We start from the raw sequence: 15670 nt of genomic DNA, 5'->3' as shown, positions 1-15670 counted from the left end.
TGGGATGAAGTTGAAATGTTAAAAAAAACTCTGTTTAGTACAATCTTGGGTGTCATCATCTCAACAACATTACATGCATCTACAGATTATAATATTGCCAAAGGATTAAAACCGATCGCCAAAGATCAATCAATACGTGTACTTCAACCCTTTAAAGGTGATTTTCGTATTTTAGGTTCAAAAGTATATAAAGATGATGAACAAGCAAAATTTTCACCTATTGATTATGCTGTAAGTTGGGGGTTATTCGCAGAGCCTTCAATTGCAAACTCTATACAAGTTAAACAATATGATCGTTATTTAAATTGGAAAATTAATCAATTACCAGTGCCAGCAGAACAAGCCATTCAAATGGTTTCAAATATGCACATTATTCCTGCTAATCCAAAAATTGCAAAAGAAATTACTCAGGTAAAACGTGGTGATTTAGTTCGTTTAGTTGGAAATTTAGTTGAAGTGAAAGATAAAGATTTAGTCTGGACTTCATCTTTAACCCCAACAGATACAGGTGATGGTGCTTGTGAAGTTTTTAAAGTTGAATCAATCCAGTGGATAGAAAAAGTTTAAGAAATGAAAAAAATTAAATTAATTGTATTGTTATCTCTTGGATGTTTATTTGTGGGATGTTCAGGAATGAGTTCTACCGTAGATGGTAAAACGTATATTTTTACACAACAGCAAAAATGTCCAATATTATTAGAAATGGATGTTAATCAAACTGTAGAGTTGACATTAAAAGAAAATCCATCGACAGGTTATGGTTGGTCTTTAGAAGACCCATTGAAGCTATTTAAAGTTGAAGAAACATACATTTCAGACGCAAAAAAAACCAATGATTCAGCGATGCTTGGTCAAGGTGGTAATAAAATTTTTAAGTTTAGGGCAATACAGCCTGGTGAGGAAGTTATTAAAATTAGGCATGCTCGTGCTTGGGAAAATGAGACATCTATAGATGAATGGGTGTGTCGTATCCGTATTTCTTAAATTTTTGAAAAATAAAAAAGGGATCAAGCGATCCCTTCTTATATGAATTTATTTGATACTGAGCGCAGTACCTTCAAACGCAATACCATCCCAACCATTAACCATAAATTGACGAATATTTTGATGATCTGTTGCATCAGGTGTTGCAATTACAGCTGCATAATGTTCAGCAAATAAAGTTAAAGTTTGTTCTTGATCTAATTCATTTAGTTTAGCAAATGTAAATACTTTGGCACTGCCTTGATTTTCTGTCGCAGCATTTTGTTGTAGACCATTACGAAATGCTGTTGGTGTATGATGAAAATGAGCATCAATATGTGCAATAACGTCGGAAAACTTTGCTTCTCCAGCCTTGAGTTTTGCTAATAGTTCGTGAGCCATTTTAAATTCCATAAAGTTTAAGCAATAAGCGGTTTAACTATATCAAGCTTTACTTAGGATATTTAGTCTTCTCGATATAAAATTATATGGTAGATAAAAGAGATTTTGTTCATAAGAAAATTTTAATAACTTTGGGGATATAAAGACAACTCATTCTTCATCTTTTATAAAAAAAAGGGATAAAATGAGTGCCTAATGAAGCAGAGAAAATGACATGATGAATTGGCTTTTAGTTGCATGTGGGGGAGCAATTGGCGCTAGTTTTCGCTATGGCGTCAGTTTATGGCTAGCTAAGCCAAGTGGTGTATTTCCATGGTCAACATGGTCAGTCAATTTATTCGGATGCTTTTTAGCAGGTGTTTTTTTTGCATTTTCACAAAAGTACATATTCTTACAAACTGAAGCTCGACTATTTTTAATGGTGGGCATCTTAGGTGGTTTCACTACATTTTCTAGTTTTGGTTTGGAAACTTTTACGCTATTAAAACAAGGGAATATAAGTATTGCTTTGGTTTATGTTATGAGTAGTCTTATTATTGGTATTTTATTATTAGCATTTGGTTTTTATATTTTTAATAGCGTATTACATACACGCTAATATTAAATTTTGCGCATAAAAAAGGAACCAAATCTGGAGTAATTTTGGTTCCATAAGATGACCAGTATAAATAAAGCTGAAGAAATTAATATTATATTAATGTGAGCGTTTGAAACGTTGGAAGCGTTTATTAAAGTTTGCAATTCGCCCTTCATTATTAACCTGACGCTGTTCACCCGTATAAAATGGGTGAGATGCACTTGAAATATCTAAACTCACATAAGGGTAAATGTTCCCTTCATATTCTTTTGTTTGAGCCGTTTTTAAAGTGCTTCCAATTAAGAAATAAGCATCGGCATTCGTATCATGGAATAAAACTTCACGATATTCTGGATGAATATTTGGACGCATGATAAGTTCTCTCAAATAATTTACATAGTGAAATGTTATAACATAACAATAAAGAAGTAAAGAAAAGCCCAAAATTATCTATTGGGCTCTGTGTTGCTAAGATTGTGGTGGAACAAGTTCTTCAAAAATATCAGTGAGATCATCATGAACTTTTAAATGAATTAAATTCCAGTAATGACCAGATACGGTTCGATTAACCATTAATGTATCAGGTGAGGGTTTAAAGACATCCCAATATTTTAAAGATGATTTTACCAATTCAACACCATCATGATGAGCTGAATTTTCTTCAAAATCATATGTTCCAGTTAAAGGTCGCAGTAAAACATCCAACCATGCTTCATAAAGCTCGGTTGGAAATTTCCCCTGTTCCGTAATGGATTGTAGAGCATCTAATTTTTGTTCTATGGTTGGAATATCATGTTTTCTAGAGGCTTGAATAAGTGATTTAAAATTTTGAACAATTTCATTTGATAAAACTTTTACACCACCATAATCATAAACAATGACAGTCCCATCTTCTCTAAAAGCAAAATTTCCAGGATGGGGATCACAATGGAAACGTTTTAAGAAGAAAATCTCTTGTCCCATGGCTTTGAAAAGTCGTTTTCCAAGTTCATTACGTAATGTGAGAGACCATGTACTTGCAGTTTCAATGCTTTCACCAGGTTCAAAACTAAGTGTTAAAATATGGCGAGTAGAATATTCTTTGAATACACGAGGAATAAGTATTTTGCTATCTAAAGCGGCATGAAATGTACGAGCTACTTCTAAATTTTGTGCTTCAATTTGATAGTTTAGCTCATTATCTAGGCTTTCTTGAATTTCTGTAAACAGTTTATCTTGTAGCTTTCGATCTATTTTAATTACACCCATTAAGCGTAATGCTAAACGAACTTGTTTTAAATCACTTTCACAAGCTTCATCAACACCAGGATATTGCACTTTTACAACGACTTGTTCGCCACTTGGTAGGATTGCTTTATGCACTTGACCAATAGAGGCTGCGGCAAAAGGCGTTTCATCAAAGCTTTTAAAAATTTCATTTAAAGGTTTTCCAAGCTCTTTTTCAATTTGAGTTTTTATTTCAGAAAAAGGCATGGGGGGAGCTTGGCGCTGTAATTTAGCAATTGCTTTTGCAACTTCAGGTGGAAATATATCTTTATATTGTGAGGCAATCTGTCCCACTTTCATAACAGCGCCTTTCATCTCACCTAATGTGTTGGCAATTTGTAAGCCTATTTCTTGAAAAAGTTGACTACGTGCTGCATTTTTTTGTTCTTCATTTGCAGTCAAATTTTTTAGTGAGTTTGATACCGTTTTAGTGGTGATACTTGCTGTCATACTTGCAAGTTTCATAAAGCGACGACCGGGTGTACTTGCCGATTTTGCCATGCCAGATTCCTTAGGATCATCATTTATCATATGTATTTGATAATAGGTGACAATACAATTATTGCCTACTGTTAATTGTAGATATTGTGTTTCTAGACCTTCTTAAGCTCTTCATGATTGCTAAAGCTGCAATGGGAGCTTAGCTTAAATAACACACTTTTTATTCAATATGGTACTCAAAATGCAATAGTATCAACCTTTAAAATATAATCGGTAGAAAATTAGAAATGAGAATATCTATAAATAAACGATTTAGATCTTTTATTTATACTAAAGAATATTAAAATAAATCTATCTATTTACAATGAAATGAATGTAGAAAAATATGAAAGTTTATCGTTTTATTACAGGTAAAGATGATGCAAAATTTTGTGCACGTGTAACAAAAGCATTAAATGAAGGTTATGAGCTATATGGCTTACCTACGATGACTTTTAATGGAACAGATGTCATTGTTGGACAGGCGGTGATGAAAGAACAAGTTGAGGAAGCAGATGTTCCTCAAGGTTTAAAAGATGAATTAGAAAAATTATAAAGAAGCAATTCCGCTTTCATTTTCTTATTGAAAGCGGAATTTTGACATTATGAAATATTAAATTGTTGATTGAGTTTTTTATTGTTGGCGTATAAACGAGTAAGTAAAAGTGTACAAGCGACAGTTAAACCAATAATAAGGCCAATCCATACACCACCAGCTCCAGTGTCTGTATATCGAACTAAATAGACACCAATTGGAAAAGCAACAATCCAATATGCAATCATTGTAATCCACATAGGTGCTTTAGTATCCTGCATGCCTCTTAAACAGCCGGCTGCACTGACTTGCCATGAATCCATAAGTTGGTAAGCAATTGCAAATAAAATAAGATGCATTGCAATTTCTGCAACAGCATAGTCTTGTGTATATAATGCAATAATTTCAGGTCTTAAACACCATAAGAATGTCATTGAAATCAAGGCGAGAATTGTTGCAGTTAAAAGACCAATAACTTGAACTTTACGCATCGCAACGATATTTTTTTCACCATAATGAATGCCAATACGAATGGTTAAAGCAATTGCTAACGACATTGGAATCATAAATAAAATAGATGTCAATGACATTGCAATTTGATGAGCTGCGATTGTAATTTCTCCTAATGGGCTTAATACAATAGCTGCTGTACTAAATAAGCTGACTTCAAAAAATATAGCTAAACCAATTGGTAAGCCAAGTTTTAAAATTCGTTTTACCCAAAAAGTATCTATTTTTTCGAATGTTTTTAATGGCTGTGTTTTTTTATAAGATGATGCTTTTAAAATATAAATTGCAAGAGCAATTAACATGAGCCATTGTAAAATTGCTGTTGCAAAACCACATCCAGCTGAACCTAAAGCAGGAATAGGTCCGAGACCATGCATAAAAATAAAATTAAGAGGAATTAATGCGACAAGAGCAATAAGGCTAATGACAGTTACAGGTCTAGGATGCCCCAAAGCTTCAGAATAACCTCTAAGTGCAGCATACATAGTGACAGCAGGCATCCCAAAACCTATGGCATGTAAAAACAGACTTGCCTTTGGTAACAGGTTTTCAGGTATTCCTAAAAAAGGCAAGAGAAGTGGCATAGCTTGTAAAATGAGTCCTGCAATAATCCCAAGAATTAAAGCAACCCATAAAGATTGACGAGCAATTGTTGCAATTTTTTCAGGTGTCTTTGCACCATATGCTTCTGCAACAAGTGGTGTTGTTGCAATCATAATACCGCTAAAAAGTAGCATGATTGGAATCCATAAACCAACACCAACAGCAATAGCTGCTAAATCATGAGCAGATAAGTGACCTGCCATAATTGTATCAATAAGACCAAAACCTGCTTGGGCAAATTGAGTGACTAAAATAGGAATCATTAATTGGAACAGTTGCTTTAACTCATAGCGTGTACTGGTAACTTTAGACACTGAATATACTCATAATTTTGTGCTTAATGTGAAGGTCTTAGCGTTGTAAAGTGAGAAGCACACCAATAAAAATCACTACACCACCTAGAAAACGTTGCCAATGAATGGGTGTTTTATCAACACCTAAAAATCCATAATGATCTAAAATCATAGAAGTCATAATTTGACCAAAAATCACTAATCCTGAAAAGCTAAGAAAACCAAGTTTGGGAGCAGAAAAGATACTTACTGTAATTGCATAGGCTCCTAAGTAACCACCAAGCCATAAATACCAAGGTATTGTTAGAATTTGATGTAGATTAGGCTTCTCAGAATTTTCGATAAATACTAAACAACAAAGTGCTATTGTACCAATCAAAAATGAGAAAAGTGCAGTTTGTAGATGTGAGGATAGATATTCTTTAAGTTGACTATTAATCGCTGTTTGCAATGTCAAAGCAACGCCAATTCCTATTGCTAATGGAATAAGTAAAAAGAGTAATCCATACATTTTCATCATTGCTCACAGTTTGTTTTTTATTCTAATCTTCAGTCTAATTTAATTTCGCAGATATTGCATGAGATGCTGAACTGAGCATGATAAAATTAATTATATTTTACTATTTTGAGTTTTCTACTTGGCTGAGTTAAATCCTACACTTATTCCTTTATCTTTATATATTCATATGCCTTGGTGTGTGCGTAAGTGCCCATATTGTGATTTTAATTCGCATGCGGTACCTGATGGAAAATTATCCTTAGATTTAGAACAAGAATATTTACATGCCTTGGTTGAAGATTTTAAAACACAGGTTGAATTTGCTCAGGGGCGAAAAATTCATAGTGTATTTATTGGTGGAGGAACCCCATCTCTAATTTCTGCGGTGGGCTATCAATGGTTGTTTACTCAGTTAAAAGCAATTTTGTCATTTGAAGATCAATGTGAGATTACTTTAGAAGCAAATCCTGGGACTGTTGAGCATGATCCATTTGCTGGATATTTAGCGGCTGGTATTAATCGATTATCACTAGGTGTACAGAGCTTTAACACAGATCATCTAAAAGCATTAGGGCGAATTCATTCTAATGAAGATGCAATTTCTGCGATTCATCATGCAAAAGATGCTGGATTTCAGCGAATTAATGTTGACTTAATGCACGGTTTACCAGAGCAAACATTAGATCAAGCTTTAAATGATTTAAAGCTCGCAGTTGAAAATGGTGCAACGCATATTTCTTGGTATCAACTTACGATTGAACCCAACACTGTTTTTTTCCGTACAAAGCCAATTCTACCAGTAGATGATGTATTAGAAGCTATTCAAGAACAAGGTGAAGCTTATTTAAGAGCCAATGGTTTTATTAATTATGAAGTATCAGCATGGCGTAAAGAATTACCATCTACACATAATTTAAACTATTGGCAATTTGGTGATTATTTGGCAATTGGTGCTGGAGCTCATGGAAAAGTAACACAGTTTGATGGTGTTTATCGCTTTCAGAAAACACGTTTACCAAAGGATTACTTAGCAAAGGTGCCAGCTGAACACTTGCAGTTTAAGCGGATTGAAGATGTAGATATGCCATTTGAATTTATGATGAATGCATTGCGTTTAAATCATGGCGTTGCAGCAAAACTTTATAGAGAACGGACAGGATTAGAATTAGCAACTTTATATGAATTATTAGAATCTTTGCGGCAACGTCAATTAATGGAAAATGATGTTGAAAGATTATCTTGTACAGAGCAGGGACATATTTTTTTAAACTCTGTATTAGAAGAATTCTTGTAAGAGAAAACTGATTCTAGAAGGTAGTTATGAAAATTTAAATCTACTGCTTTCTAGATCATTCAATATAAAATTAGCGCTCAATACTTTTACAAAATTCATTTATAATTCAGCAATTAATTGGTTTTAAAATATTAAGAAATTGTAATATTTTTAGGAAATCAGAGTTTAGTTTTTAGATGGAACTAGAAATTTAGATGAAAATTTAAAATAAATATGGATGAAATAATTTAAATGACAACAATCTTACGAAAATTGAAAGAACAAGATTATTCACAATGGCTTGTGCTTTGGAAAGCGTATCAACATTTTTATCAGGTCAGTTCACATGATGAGCTTTCACAGCTTACTTTCAATCGTCTGATTCAACGTTCAAATGAAATGGGATGTTTTATTGTTGAGAATAAAGGGCAATTAATTGGTTTTGTTCATTATATTTATCACCTTTCTACATGGACAGAAGGGCAATATTGTTATTTGCAAGATTTATTCGTGATGAAAAACCAACGTGCACAAGGTTTAGGTAAACAATTAATTGAAGCAGTATATGTAGAAGCAGAGTCACAAAAATGTACACGTGTTTACTGGTTGACTCATAAGGATAATCATATAGCGAGAAAACTTTATAATAATATTGCTGAAAATGTTGGTTTTATTCAATATCGAAAAAATATAAGTTAATAGTATTTAAATATTGATGTAGATTATAAAAATATATTTTATTTTAAGTGTTTATGGTGACATAAAAGATATTTTGCTATTGTTTATTTTAAATATTTACGTGATAATTCATGTTTTAATATTTAAATTAAATAGCTAATTTATATTTTATTATGTCTTTTAGCTTTTATAATAATCATTGTGATTATCTTATGAGGATAAATACAGAAAAATATAATTTTATGATGATAAAAAAATGTTTTAACTCTTTATTATATAAATGCTTTGTAAAAATAGGATAAAAAAATGAAGTAAATGTAAATGATTGGTATTAATTTATTATATTCATGTGAATAATATATATTTTAATAAACATTAAGTGAATAAAACAAAACAAATGCGCAACAAAAACAATAAAAAGGATCATTAATTAAGCGATATATTATTAATGTGAATTATGTCGCGAATTTTACTTGCAATTAACAAGCCTGTTTGCTTCGTTAAGTAGAATTTTGTAGAGCATAGTAAAAATGGGATGCTCAAACATCTTTTATACAATTAATGCTTAAAAGTAATTTTATAGCGATTATAGGGTTAAGACTAAGCACTCATTAAAACAAGGCTTTCTTTAATTGTTATAAAAAGCATCATTTTGTTTTAGAGTTTACGGATTAAATATGAAAAAAATTTTCCTTTTAGCGAATGTATTATTAGTTTCAACATCAACATTTGCTTTCACTGATAACTACTATGCTTCTGTAAAAGTAGCTTATACAGATCAAAAAGCAAAAAGCATGGATACTAGTTTACGTCCAGGTATTGGTCAATTTGTTGCTGGTGATGACAAGCAACATGTAACAACTCCAACAATTGCACTTGGTTATGATTATCAAAACAATTGGAGAACAGAAGTAGAATATTCATTCGAAAAAGATTTTGAATATACGAGTGGATCTACGACTTTCCCAACAAGCTTTAATCATCATAAAGTTAAAACACAAAGTATGTTCTTAAATGCTTACCGTGATGTTGAGGTTTATGAAAATGTATCATTATTTGGTTCAGTTGGTTTAGGTGTAGCGAAAGTTAAATCTAGCGGTTGGCAAGGTAATGAAACTCGTCAATATGCTTCAAATACAGATACTAACTTGGCTTATAGCATTGGTGCAGGTGTAAGCTATAACCCAATTCAACAAGTAAATGTTGATCTTGGCTACCGTTATGTAGACTTAGGTAAAGTGGAAAGTGGTATGAACGTTTTCAATAATGCTCGTGGTTTACAAGATGAGCAAATGAAAGCTCACCTAGAGAAGAATGAATTCTATCTTGGTGTACGCTATAAATTCTAATTTTACTTTTATTAGAAGATAAAAAAGAGCGCTTAGGCGCTCTTTTTGTATTTTAACGATGTTGGTTGTATTTTGGTGGTATAGGTTTAACTTGATGAGCAAAGTGCTGATTATTTTTATAATGCGTTTTATTGAAATGATTGCTTTGATGAGCAGGTTTCATATTTTGTTGTGTCACATGTTTATGTGGTAATGGTTTTTTGTTTATCTGATGTGGGGCAGGCTGTTTTTTATGATCGTGAGGTGCTGCCATTGTCGTTATAGCACAAGTTGATGCAATTAAACCGATCATAAGACTAGAAATAAGTTTTTTCATTTGAAGATACTCTTTGTTATTCAATATGATCATCTTATTGGTGAGAAATGGAGAATCGATGAAGCTATAGATATACTATTTGTAAATTGATTAAAGTAGTGTTTTTTATTTTTATATTATTGATTTTTAATTATTATTAATTTTTTTTGTATACTTTTTAATTTGTTTTATATTCAAAGTGCTTCTTAATTTGTTCATGCTTTAACATTACTTTTACTTAATGAAGAAATCTTGAAGGAAAAAAGTCAAGATATAAAAAGAGCATCGAAATGCTCTTTTATCACTAAATTTTGCAATTAGTAATCAAAACTGAAATGTTCTGCTGCAAGAGATGTCATTGTTTTAGAAGGATTTACCATAGACTCAGCATGACCTTGTGTACGTGGAAGAATTTTCTCGAAGTAAAAATCAGCAACTTTAATTTTAGCTTTATAGAATTCTGGTACTTCAGCACCAGTTCCTGATGCTAATTTGGAAGAAGCAATAGCGGCCTGTTGAGCCCAAAAGTAAGCCATCATGACATAACCTGAGAACATTAGGAAATCAACAGAAGCAGCTGAAACGATATCGCGGTCTTTACGTGCTGCAAGCATTAAACGTACAGTCAAGGTGTTCCATTGAGCACAAAGTTTTGTTAAGTCCCAAGCAAAACGACGCATATATTTATTAGGTGCATGTTGACCGCAGAATTTTAAAATTTCTGCAGTATAATCACGAATAACTTTACCTTTGGATGAAAGCAAAACTTTACGTCCAATTAAATCAAGTGCTTGAACGCCTGTAGTACCTTCATATAATGTAGCAATACGAGCATCTCGTACAATTTGTTCCATACCCCATTCTTTGATATAGCCATGCCCGCCATAAACTTGCATACCATGGTTTGCGGCTTCAAAACCAAGTTCAGTTAAAAAGCCTTTTAAAATAGGTGTATAAAAACCTAAGTGTGCATCATGTTCTTCAAAAGCAGCTGTATCACCACGAAGTAATGCATCGTTCATTTTATCTGCCAATTGTGCGGCATAATAAATCATAGAACGACCACCTTCAGCAATTGCCTTTTGTGTCAGTAACATACGACGTACATCAGCATGATGGATAATTTTATCAGCAACTTGTTCGGGATCTTTTTTGCCAGAAAGAGCACGCATAGACATGCGTTCTTTTGCGTAAGGTAAAGCTCCTTGGAATGAAAGTTCAGCATGTGCTAAACCTTGAATTGCTGTACCAATACGAGCCGTATTCATAAAGGTGAACATCGCGTGCAAACCTTTATTAGGTTCACCAATTAGATAACCTGTTGCATTGTCAAAATTGAGTACTGCTGTAGCAGATGCTTGAATTCCCATTTTGTGCTCAATTGAACCACATGTAACAGGATTACGTTCCCCAATTCCACCATCTTCAGTAGGTAAAAATTTAGGTACAATAAATAAAGAAATTCCTTTTGTACCAGCAGGTGCATCCGGTAAACGAGCAAGGACAATATGAATAATATTTTCTGTTAAATCGTGTTCACCAGCAGAGATGAAAATTTTAGTACCAGAAATTGCATATGAGCCATCTTTATTTAATTCAGCTTTTGTTTTGACTTGTCCTAAATCTGTACCACATTGTGGTTCAGTTAAACACATTGTTCCAGACCAAGTACCCGCAACTAAATGAGGAAGGTAAGTTTTTTTTTGTTCGTCTGAGCCAAATTGTAAGAAGGTGTTAATACAGCCAACACTTAAGCCAGGATACATTTGAAATGACCAATTTGCAGTTCCCATCATTTCAGATTTAATTAGATTTAACGACATTGGTAGATTTTGTCCACCAAACTCTTCAGGATAGGATAGACCTTGCCATCCACCTTGTACAAATTGGTCATAAGCTTCTTTGAAACCTTTTGGTGTTTTAACTTCACCATTTTCAAAGTAGCAACCTTCTTCATCACCTGATTGATTAAGTGGAGACAGGACATTTTCACAGAAGTCAGCGGCACCTTCTAAAATCATGTCAACTGTTTCTTTATCTGCATATTCGCCATTAGATAGCGTTTGATAGTGTGAGTTAAAATCAAAAACTTCATTCATTAAAAAGCGAATATCGCGAAGTGGTGTTTTATATGCTGGCATATGAGAATCCTAATCTAAATTTTTTTGCATTATTAAAATCAATATTTTGATTATTCATAAATATATATAAATTACATTGATGAATAAGACTTAAAAGAATGTCAGAAAAGCGAATTCTATATATTTATTAATCACGTTTTTTATACATAATTCTGTTAAACTTTGTGCTGATCTTTTGATCGTTTTGTGTTTTAAATTATAAAAGACTATAGGTATTAAAATATATTATGCGCTTAAAATATTTATCATTATGTTTGCTTAGTTTAAGTTTTTTGGGTTGCACACAGCATACGATTCAAGAGTCATCTAAGACAAGCCCTTTATTAGAGGAACGGGCTGTAAATGGATTAAATGCCATTTTTGAAACAAGCAGTTTTGATTATAAAGGGAATTTAAAAATTAAGTCAGAATTGCCAGTCAATGAAGATCGATCAAAACTACAGAATAAATCAGATCTTAAATTGGATACTGAGTTGAATAAAAAAATTGAACAAGTCCTTAATTTGCAAAAAATAAGTTTGAGCTCTAAAGAAAAGACACAGTTAAATATAGCGATGGCTGAGCAAATTAATGATAGTGCTTACTCAAATGGAAGTATTTTTGAGCAAGGAATGTTTTATTTATTCGATATTTTGAATGATACTCAAGTGGGATACGATGGTTCCGTTCATTATCGAGCACAGCAAGGTTCACTTAATTTAAAACTAGAATATGCAACACCAACTTTAGAAATTAAAGCAAAAATACCGATGATAATTGATTTAAAAGAACATAAATTTTATGTCAATATGTTTGCTTTAACGCCATTCTTGGCAAATAAACAGCAACAAAACTCTTTATCATATTTTGATTTTTCTAAATATGAGGGTGCATGGAAAGATGTTGATGTTAAAAGTTTAGTGGCTTTCATAAAACAAAGTAATGCCTTACCTTATGTGCTTGCTGAACCAAATGCTTTACAAAGAATAGCTGTATCAGTAGAGGAAAAAGAAAGGGGTATTGTTGAAAAAATTCGTTTAAAATCGAATTTAGAAAGTGCAGTGACTCAATCTTTAGTTTTTAATTATATTAATGGTCCATATCTATATAAAAATATTTTAAAACAAGATGATGAAACTAATTCATCGGGACTAAGTCCTGAAAATATTGCAGCTGATATTATTGCACAGAGCTTTGAAAATGAAGAAGCGATAGAAGATGCAGGGGATACTGAATTTAGTATTTATAGTGAATCTTGGGATTCTTCACAACGTATTGAAAGTTTGATTAATCAACATTTATATGGTGAACAAATCAATGTTGTTTCAGTAGACGAAAATTGTCATCCAGATTATAGCGATGATTGTAGGGTTAATGATGACTTTGACGAAGTTGATAGTACTTCTGTGACAGAAGTGAGTATATCTGAAGCTAATTTAGCTGGCTCACTTACAGAAGAACAATGTTTAAATTTAAAAGGAAGCACAAGTAAAATTCCATTAGGATTGGTGAATATTTGCTATAACAATTATACAATTCGCTTAATTGAATCAGGTGCGAATCATAATGATGCTGAATCTATATTTGATCGAAGTGAATTTTTAAAGTTATTTTCAAATGCAATTAAAGTAGTCTCAATTTTTGAACCGTATGCATCCACAGATTTTACAGATGCTAATGCATTTAAGGAACTTTGGAATAATCATCAAGTCGATATTCAACATGTACTTGAAAATGAAAATCGGGCAAGTATGACAATGTTGACCGATATTGGATTAGATGCGAAAGGGCGTGTAATTGATGTTGAATATAATATTGAAAAACAAGATAAAAAATATGGGAAAATTAATTTATTAAGTTCAACTCAAATTTCGAATTATGGGCAAGCAACACCAATTGATCGTAAAAAATTAAAAGATGCGAAATCAATTTCTGAACAACTGAGCAATACTATATTTAGTCGTAGTAAAAATGAAGAAGATGTGTCTTTCGAAAACATGCTTGAAAAAATAGCATTAGAAACGTATTTAGATACAGGTTCTTATATTAAGAGTTATCAAGCTGTTTATGTTTTATATTTTGCTGCTGCAAAACCAGCATTTGCAAAATATTACTCTGCAAATGAATTAAATGAAATAGCTGAACTTTTTGCATATTATGTTTATGAAAATGAAAGACCAAATGCACAAACAGCAAAACGTATTAAACAGTTACAAGAAAAGCATCAATTAAGTGATCCTTCAAGTTATGGATACATTGGTGATGCGGTATCTATGATTTTAGATTCAGCTCTGGATAATATAGAGGTAGATGTATATTGGAAAGAGTTTAAGGTACAACATAAAACTGCTCAAGATGCTTTTGCAGCACACTATGTCAAGGTATTTGAAGATAAATATGAGGACTTTACACCAGAGGAAGATGCTTTATTACTTGAAGTTGCAAATATTTTAGGGCAAAGCTATAAGGCTGATTTAGCAGGTAAATTAAAACTTAAAAATATCTCATCTCTGCGTGAAGCACATGAAGACTTAATTGATTGGGATATCTATAGAGAAACTTATCGTGAGATTCGCACTCATTATAAGTAATATTAAATATGTAAAAAAAGACCTCTTTTTGTATGAGGTCTTTTTTATTAGAACACTTATTTTAGATAAAGTCTTTTAAGTTTGGACGAATACCATTCCAAATATTGAAAGACTCAATTGCTTGCCCAACGAGCATGCCATATCCGTCAGAATATGGAACACCGCGTGACTTTGCTTGTTCAAGAAAACTGGAAGGTTTTCCGTATGCCATTTCGTATGCATATTTAAAGGTTAATGTTTTTGGTAAAATTAGAGCATCGCCTGAAAGACTTGCTGATGTTGCATTAATAATTAAATCGAAATGTCCATCTAAGTTTTCTAGAGAAATGGCTTGAAGTTCTGAATGAGGAACAAAATCTTTTAAATCATTTACTAGTTGTTCTGCACGTACCAATGTACGATTTGCAATTACAATTTTTTTAGTACCTGCTTGTGCTAGTGGGTAAATGACACCACGTGTGGCACCACCAGCTCCTAGAATTAAGATAGAAGAATTTTCTAGTGACCAGTCTAGAGCTTTAATGGCATCTACAAGACCTTGCCCATCCGTATTATCACCATGCAATTGTCCATTTTTAACCCAAAGTGTATTGACCGCTTTAGCAATTTTTGCACGCTCAGTTAAAACCTTACATTGTTGAAATGCTTGTTCTTTAAATGGCACAGTGACGTTTAAACCAATCCCACCTTGGGCAAAAAAATCTTTAATACTTGGAATAAAGCCATCTAAAGGTGCTAAACGTTTTTGATAGGTAAGTTCAATTCCAACTTTCTTTGCGAACGCGTGATGTAATTCAGGTGAGCGAGATTGTTCAATAGGATGACCAATGACAGCAAATTGTTTACTCATTACGCAAATTCCATGTCTCGAAATGGTAGTCAATATACGTCAAATTAAAACTTTGAAGAAGTTTATTATTTTGAATAAATCTTGATAATTATGGATTGCAAATAGAAATAATGGTATCAATCAGCATAAACATACCTGTAAAAAATAATGCAATGCCTGTTAAAATGCCTGAAGCAATAGATAATTCGTCTAAAAAATGAGTTTCAAATATAATTGTAAGAGAAAAAGATGCGAGCATGCCAACAAATAAGGCCCAAAATAATAATAATTTCCAACTTATACCAGGATTCATGAATACTCTTCAGTTTAAAAGATTAAGTAACATTTTATGAAATATCATAAGAATAACCAACTGTAATAATGGGAGTTTCTAAACTATTATGTAA

The 15670-nt window shown here is 32.5% G+C and carries 17 protein-coding genes; 8 read left to right on the top strand and 9 right to left on the bottom strand.

Features of this window, described 5'->3' with window-relative positions:
- Positions 1–15: 15 nt before the first annotated feature.
- Positions 16–567 (top strand): hypothetical protein, encoded by a 552-nt coding sequence (locus AOY20_RS02580; protein ID WP_054580418.1) that lies wholly within the window; start codon positions 16–18, stop codon positions 565–567.
- 3 nt (positions 568–570) lie between these two features.
- A complete protein-coding gene (locus AOY20_RS02575) occupies positions 571–984 on the top strand; it encodes a protease inhibitor I42 family protein (protein ID WP_054580417.1) in 414 nt (137 codons plus the stop codon).
- Between the two features lie 48 nt (positions 985–1032).
- Here AOY20_RS02575 and AOY20_RS02570 read toward each other — a convergent pair whose 3' ends face one another.
- Positions 1033–1365: a HopJ type III effector protein gene (locus AOY20_RS02570; RefSeq protein ID WP_054580416.1), complete on the bottom strand. Its 333-nt coding sequence runs from the start codon at positions 1363–1365 to the stop codon at positions 1033–1035.
- A gap of 217 nt (positions 1366–1582) precedes the next feature.
- Here AOY20_RS02570 and crcB point away from each other — a divergent pair, with 217 nt between their 5' ends.
- Positions 1583–1963: a fluoride efflux transporter CrcB gene (gene crcB, locus AOY20_RS02565; RefSeq protein ID WP_054582520.1), complete on the top strand. Its 381-nt coding sequence runs from the start codon at positions 1583–1585 to the stop codon at positions 1961–1963.
- Positions 1964–2059: 96 nt separating this feature from the next.
- On the opposite strand, the gene AOY20_RS02560 is transcribed toward crcB, so the two are convergent.
- Both AOY20_RS02560 and AOY20_RS02555 read right to left on the bottom strand, forming a co-directional pair.
- A complete protein-coding gene (locus AOY20_RS02560) occupies positions 2060–2314 on the bottom strand; it encodes a type B 50S ribosomal protein L31 (RefSeq protein ID WP_054580415.1) in 255 nt (84 codons plus the stop codon).
- A 96-nt stretch (positions 2315–2410) separates the two neighbouring features.
- Positions 2411–3709, bottom strand: coding sequence for an ABC1 kinase family protein (locus AOY20_RS02555; RefSeq protein WP_054580414.1), 1299 nt, complete (start codon positions 3707–3709; stop codon positions 2411–2413).
- A gap of 325 nt (positions 3710–4034) precedes the next feature.
- Between AOY20_RS02555 and AOY20_RS02550 the strand changes: the two genes are divergently transcribed.
- Positions 4035–4244: a DUF1737 domain-containing protein gene (locus AOY20_RS02550; protein WP_054580413.1), complete on the top strand. Its 210-nt coding sequence runs from the start codon at positions 4035–4037 to the stop codon at positions 4242–4244.
- Between the two features lie 47 nt (positions 4245–4291).
- Here the strand turns inward: AOY20_RS02550 and AOY20_RS02545 are convergent, their stop codons facing one another.
- Both AOY20_RS02545 and AOY20_RS02540 read right to left on the bottom strand, forming a co-directional pair.
- Complete coding sequence (locus AOY20_RS02545) at positions 4292–5599, bottom strand: MATE family efflux transporter (RefSeq protein WP_054582519.1); 1308 nt, start codon at positions 5597–5599, stop codon at positions 4292–4294.
- Positions 5600–5687: 88 nt separating this feature from the next.
- Positions 5688–6149: a DMT family transporter gene (locus AOY20_RS02540; protein ID WP_171250400.1), complete on the bottom strand. Its 462-nt coding sequence runs from the start codon at positions 6147–6149 to the stop codon at positions 5688–5690.
- Between the two features lie 118 nt (positions 6150–6267).
- Here AOY20_RS02540 and hemW point away from each other — a divergent pair, with 118 nt between their 5' ends.
- From hemW to AOY20_RS02525, 3 genes are all read left to right on the top strand, one after another.
- On the top strand, positions 6268–7422 hold the full coding sequence (hemW, locus tag AOY20_RS02535) for a radical SAM family heme chaperone HemW (RefSeq protein ID WP_054580411.1): 1155 nt from the start codon (positions 6268–6270) through the stop codon (positions 7420–7422).
- 231 nt (positions 7423–7653) lie between these two features.
- Positions 7654–8100: a GNAT family N-acetyltransferase gene (locus tag AOY20_RS02530; protein WP_054580410.1), complete on the top strand. Its 447-nt coding sequence runs from the start codon at positions 7654–7656 to the stop codon at positions 8098–8100.
- A 656-nt stretch (positions 8101–8756) separates the two neighbouring features.
- A complete protein-coding gene (locus AOY20_RS02525) occupies positions 8757–9428 on the top strand; it encodes an outer membrane protein (protein ID WP_054580409.1) in 672 nt (223 codons plus the stop codon).
- 52 nt (positions 9429–9480) lie between these two features.
- Here AOY20_RS02525 and AOY20_RS02520 read toward each other — a convergent pair whose 3' ends face one another.
- Entirely contained in the window at positions 9481–9744 is a 264-nt protein-coding gene (locus AOY20_RS02520) for a hypothetical protein (protein ID WP_054580408.1), read from the bottom strand.
- Positions 9745–10040: 296 nt separating this feature from the next.
- Positions 10041–11864: an acyl-CoA dehydrogenase C-terminal domain-containing protein gene (locus AOY20_RS02515; protein ID WP_054580407.1), complete on the bottom strand. Its 1824-nt coding sequence runs from the start codon at positions 11862–11864 to the stop codon at positions 10041–10043.
- Positions 11865–12091: 227 nt separating this feature from the next.
- Between AOY20_RS02515 and AOY20_RS02510 the strand changes: the two genes are divergently transcribed.
- A complete protein-coding gene (locus tag AOY20_RS02510) occupies positions 12092–14434 on the top strand; it encodes a hypothetical protein (protein ID WP_054580406.1) in 2343 nt (780 codons plus the stop codon).
- A 61-nt stretch (positions 14435–14495) separates the two neighbouring features.
- On the opposite strand, the gene aroE is transcribed toward AOY20_RS02510, so the two are convergent.
- Positions 14496–15284 (bottom strand): shikimate dehydrogenase, encoded by a 789-nt coding sequence (gene aroE, locus AOY20_RS02505; RefSeq protein ID WP_054580405.1) that lies wholly within the window; start codon positions 15282–15284, stop codon positions 14496–14498.
- 88 nt (positions 15285–15372) lie between these two features.
- Positions 15373–15576 (bottom strand): hypothetical protein, encoded by a 204-nt coding sequence (locus tag AOY20_RS02500; RefSeq protein ID WP_054580404.1) that lies wholly within the window; start codon positions 15574–15576, stop codon positions 15373–15375.
- Positions 15577–15670 lie beyond the last annotated feature (94 nt).

It is taken from the genome of Acinetobacter equi (assembly GCF_001307195.1).
Taxonomy (GTDB): domain Bacteria; phylum Pseudomonadota; class Gammaproteobacteria; order Pseudomonadales; family Moraxellaceae; genus Acinetobacter; species Acinetobacter equi.
Note: the sequence above shows the minus strand (reverse complement) of the source record. Positions and strands in the feature narration are given on the sequence as shown.

What these genes read in the sequence shown, in the direction of transcription:
- AOY20_RS02580 (WP_054580418.1), top strand. Translation starts at nt 16, where the DNA reads ATGTTAAAAAAAACTCTGTTTAGTACAATCTTGGGTGTCATCATCTCA.
- AOY20_RS02575 (WP_054580417.1), top strand. Translation starts at nt 571, where the DNA reads ATGAAAAAAATTAAATTAATTGTATTGTTATCTCTTGGATGTTTATTT.
- AOY20_RS02570 (WP_054580416.1), bottom strand. Translation starts at nt 1,365, where the DNA reads ATGGCTCACGAACTATTAGCAAAACTCAAGGCTGGAGAAGCAAAGTTT.
- crcB (WP_054582520.1), top strand. Translation starts at nt 1,583, where the DNA reads ATGAATTGGCTTTTAGTTGCATGTGGGGGAGCAATTGGCGCTAGTTTT.
- AOY20_RS02560 (WP_054580415.1), bottom strand. Translation starts at nt 2,314, where the DNA reads ATGCGTCCAAATATTCATCCAGAATATCGTGAAGTTTTATTCCATGAT.
- AOY20_RS02555 (WP_054580414.1), bottom strand. Translation starts at nt 3,709, where the DNA reads ATGGCAAAATCGGCAAGTACACCCGGTCGTCGCTTTATGAAACTTGCA.
- AOY20_RS02550 (WP_054580413.1), top strand. Translation starts at nt 4,035, where the DNA reads ATGAAAGTTTATCGTTTTATTACAGGTAAAGATGATGCAAAATTTTGT.
- AOY20_RS02545 (WP_054582519.1), bottom strand. Translation starts at nt 5,599, where the DNA reads ATGATTCCTATTTTAGTCACTCAATTTGCCCAAGCAGGTTTTGGTCTT.
- AOY20_RS02540 (WP_171250400.1), bottom strand. Translation starts at nt 6,149, where the DNA reads ATGATGAAAATGTATGGATTACTCTTTTTACTTATTCCATTAGCAATA.
- AOY20_RS02530 (WP_054580410.1), top strand. Translation starts at nt 7,654, where the DNA reads ATGACAACAATCTTACGAAAATTGAAAGAACAAGATTATTCACAATGG.
- AOY20_RS02525 (WP_054580409.1), top strand. Translation starts at nt 8,757, where the DNA reads ATGAAAAAAATTTTCCTTTTAGCGAATGTATTATTAGTTTCAACATCA.
- AOY20_RS02520 (WP_054580408.1), bottom strand. Translation starts at nt 9,744, where the DNA reads ATGAAAAAACTTATTTCTAGTCTTATGATCGGTTTAATTGCATCAACT.
- AOY20_RS02515 (WP_054580407.1), bottom strand. Translation starts at nt 11,864, where the DNA reads ATGCCAGCATATAAAACACCACTTCGCGATATTCGCTTTTTAATGAAT.
- AOY20_RS02510 (WP_054580406.1), top strand. Translation starts at nt 12,092, where the DNA reads ATGCGCTTAAAATATTTATCATTATGTTTGCTTAGTTTAAGTTTTTTG.
- aroE (WP_054580405.1), bottom strand. Translation starts at nt 15,284, where the DNA reads ATGAGTAAACAATTTGCTGTCATTGGTCATCCTATTGAACAATCTCGC.
- AOY20_RS02500 (WP_054580404.1), bottom strand. Translation starts at nt 15,576, where the DNA reads ATGAATCCTGGTATAAGTTGGAAATTATTATTATTTTGGGCCTTATTT.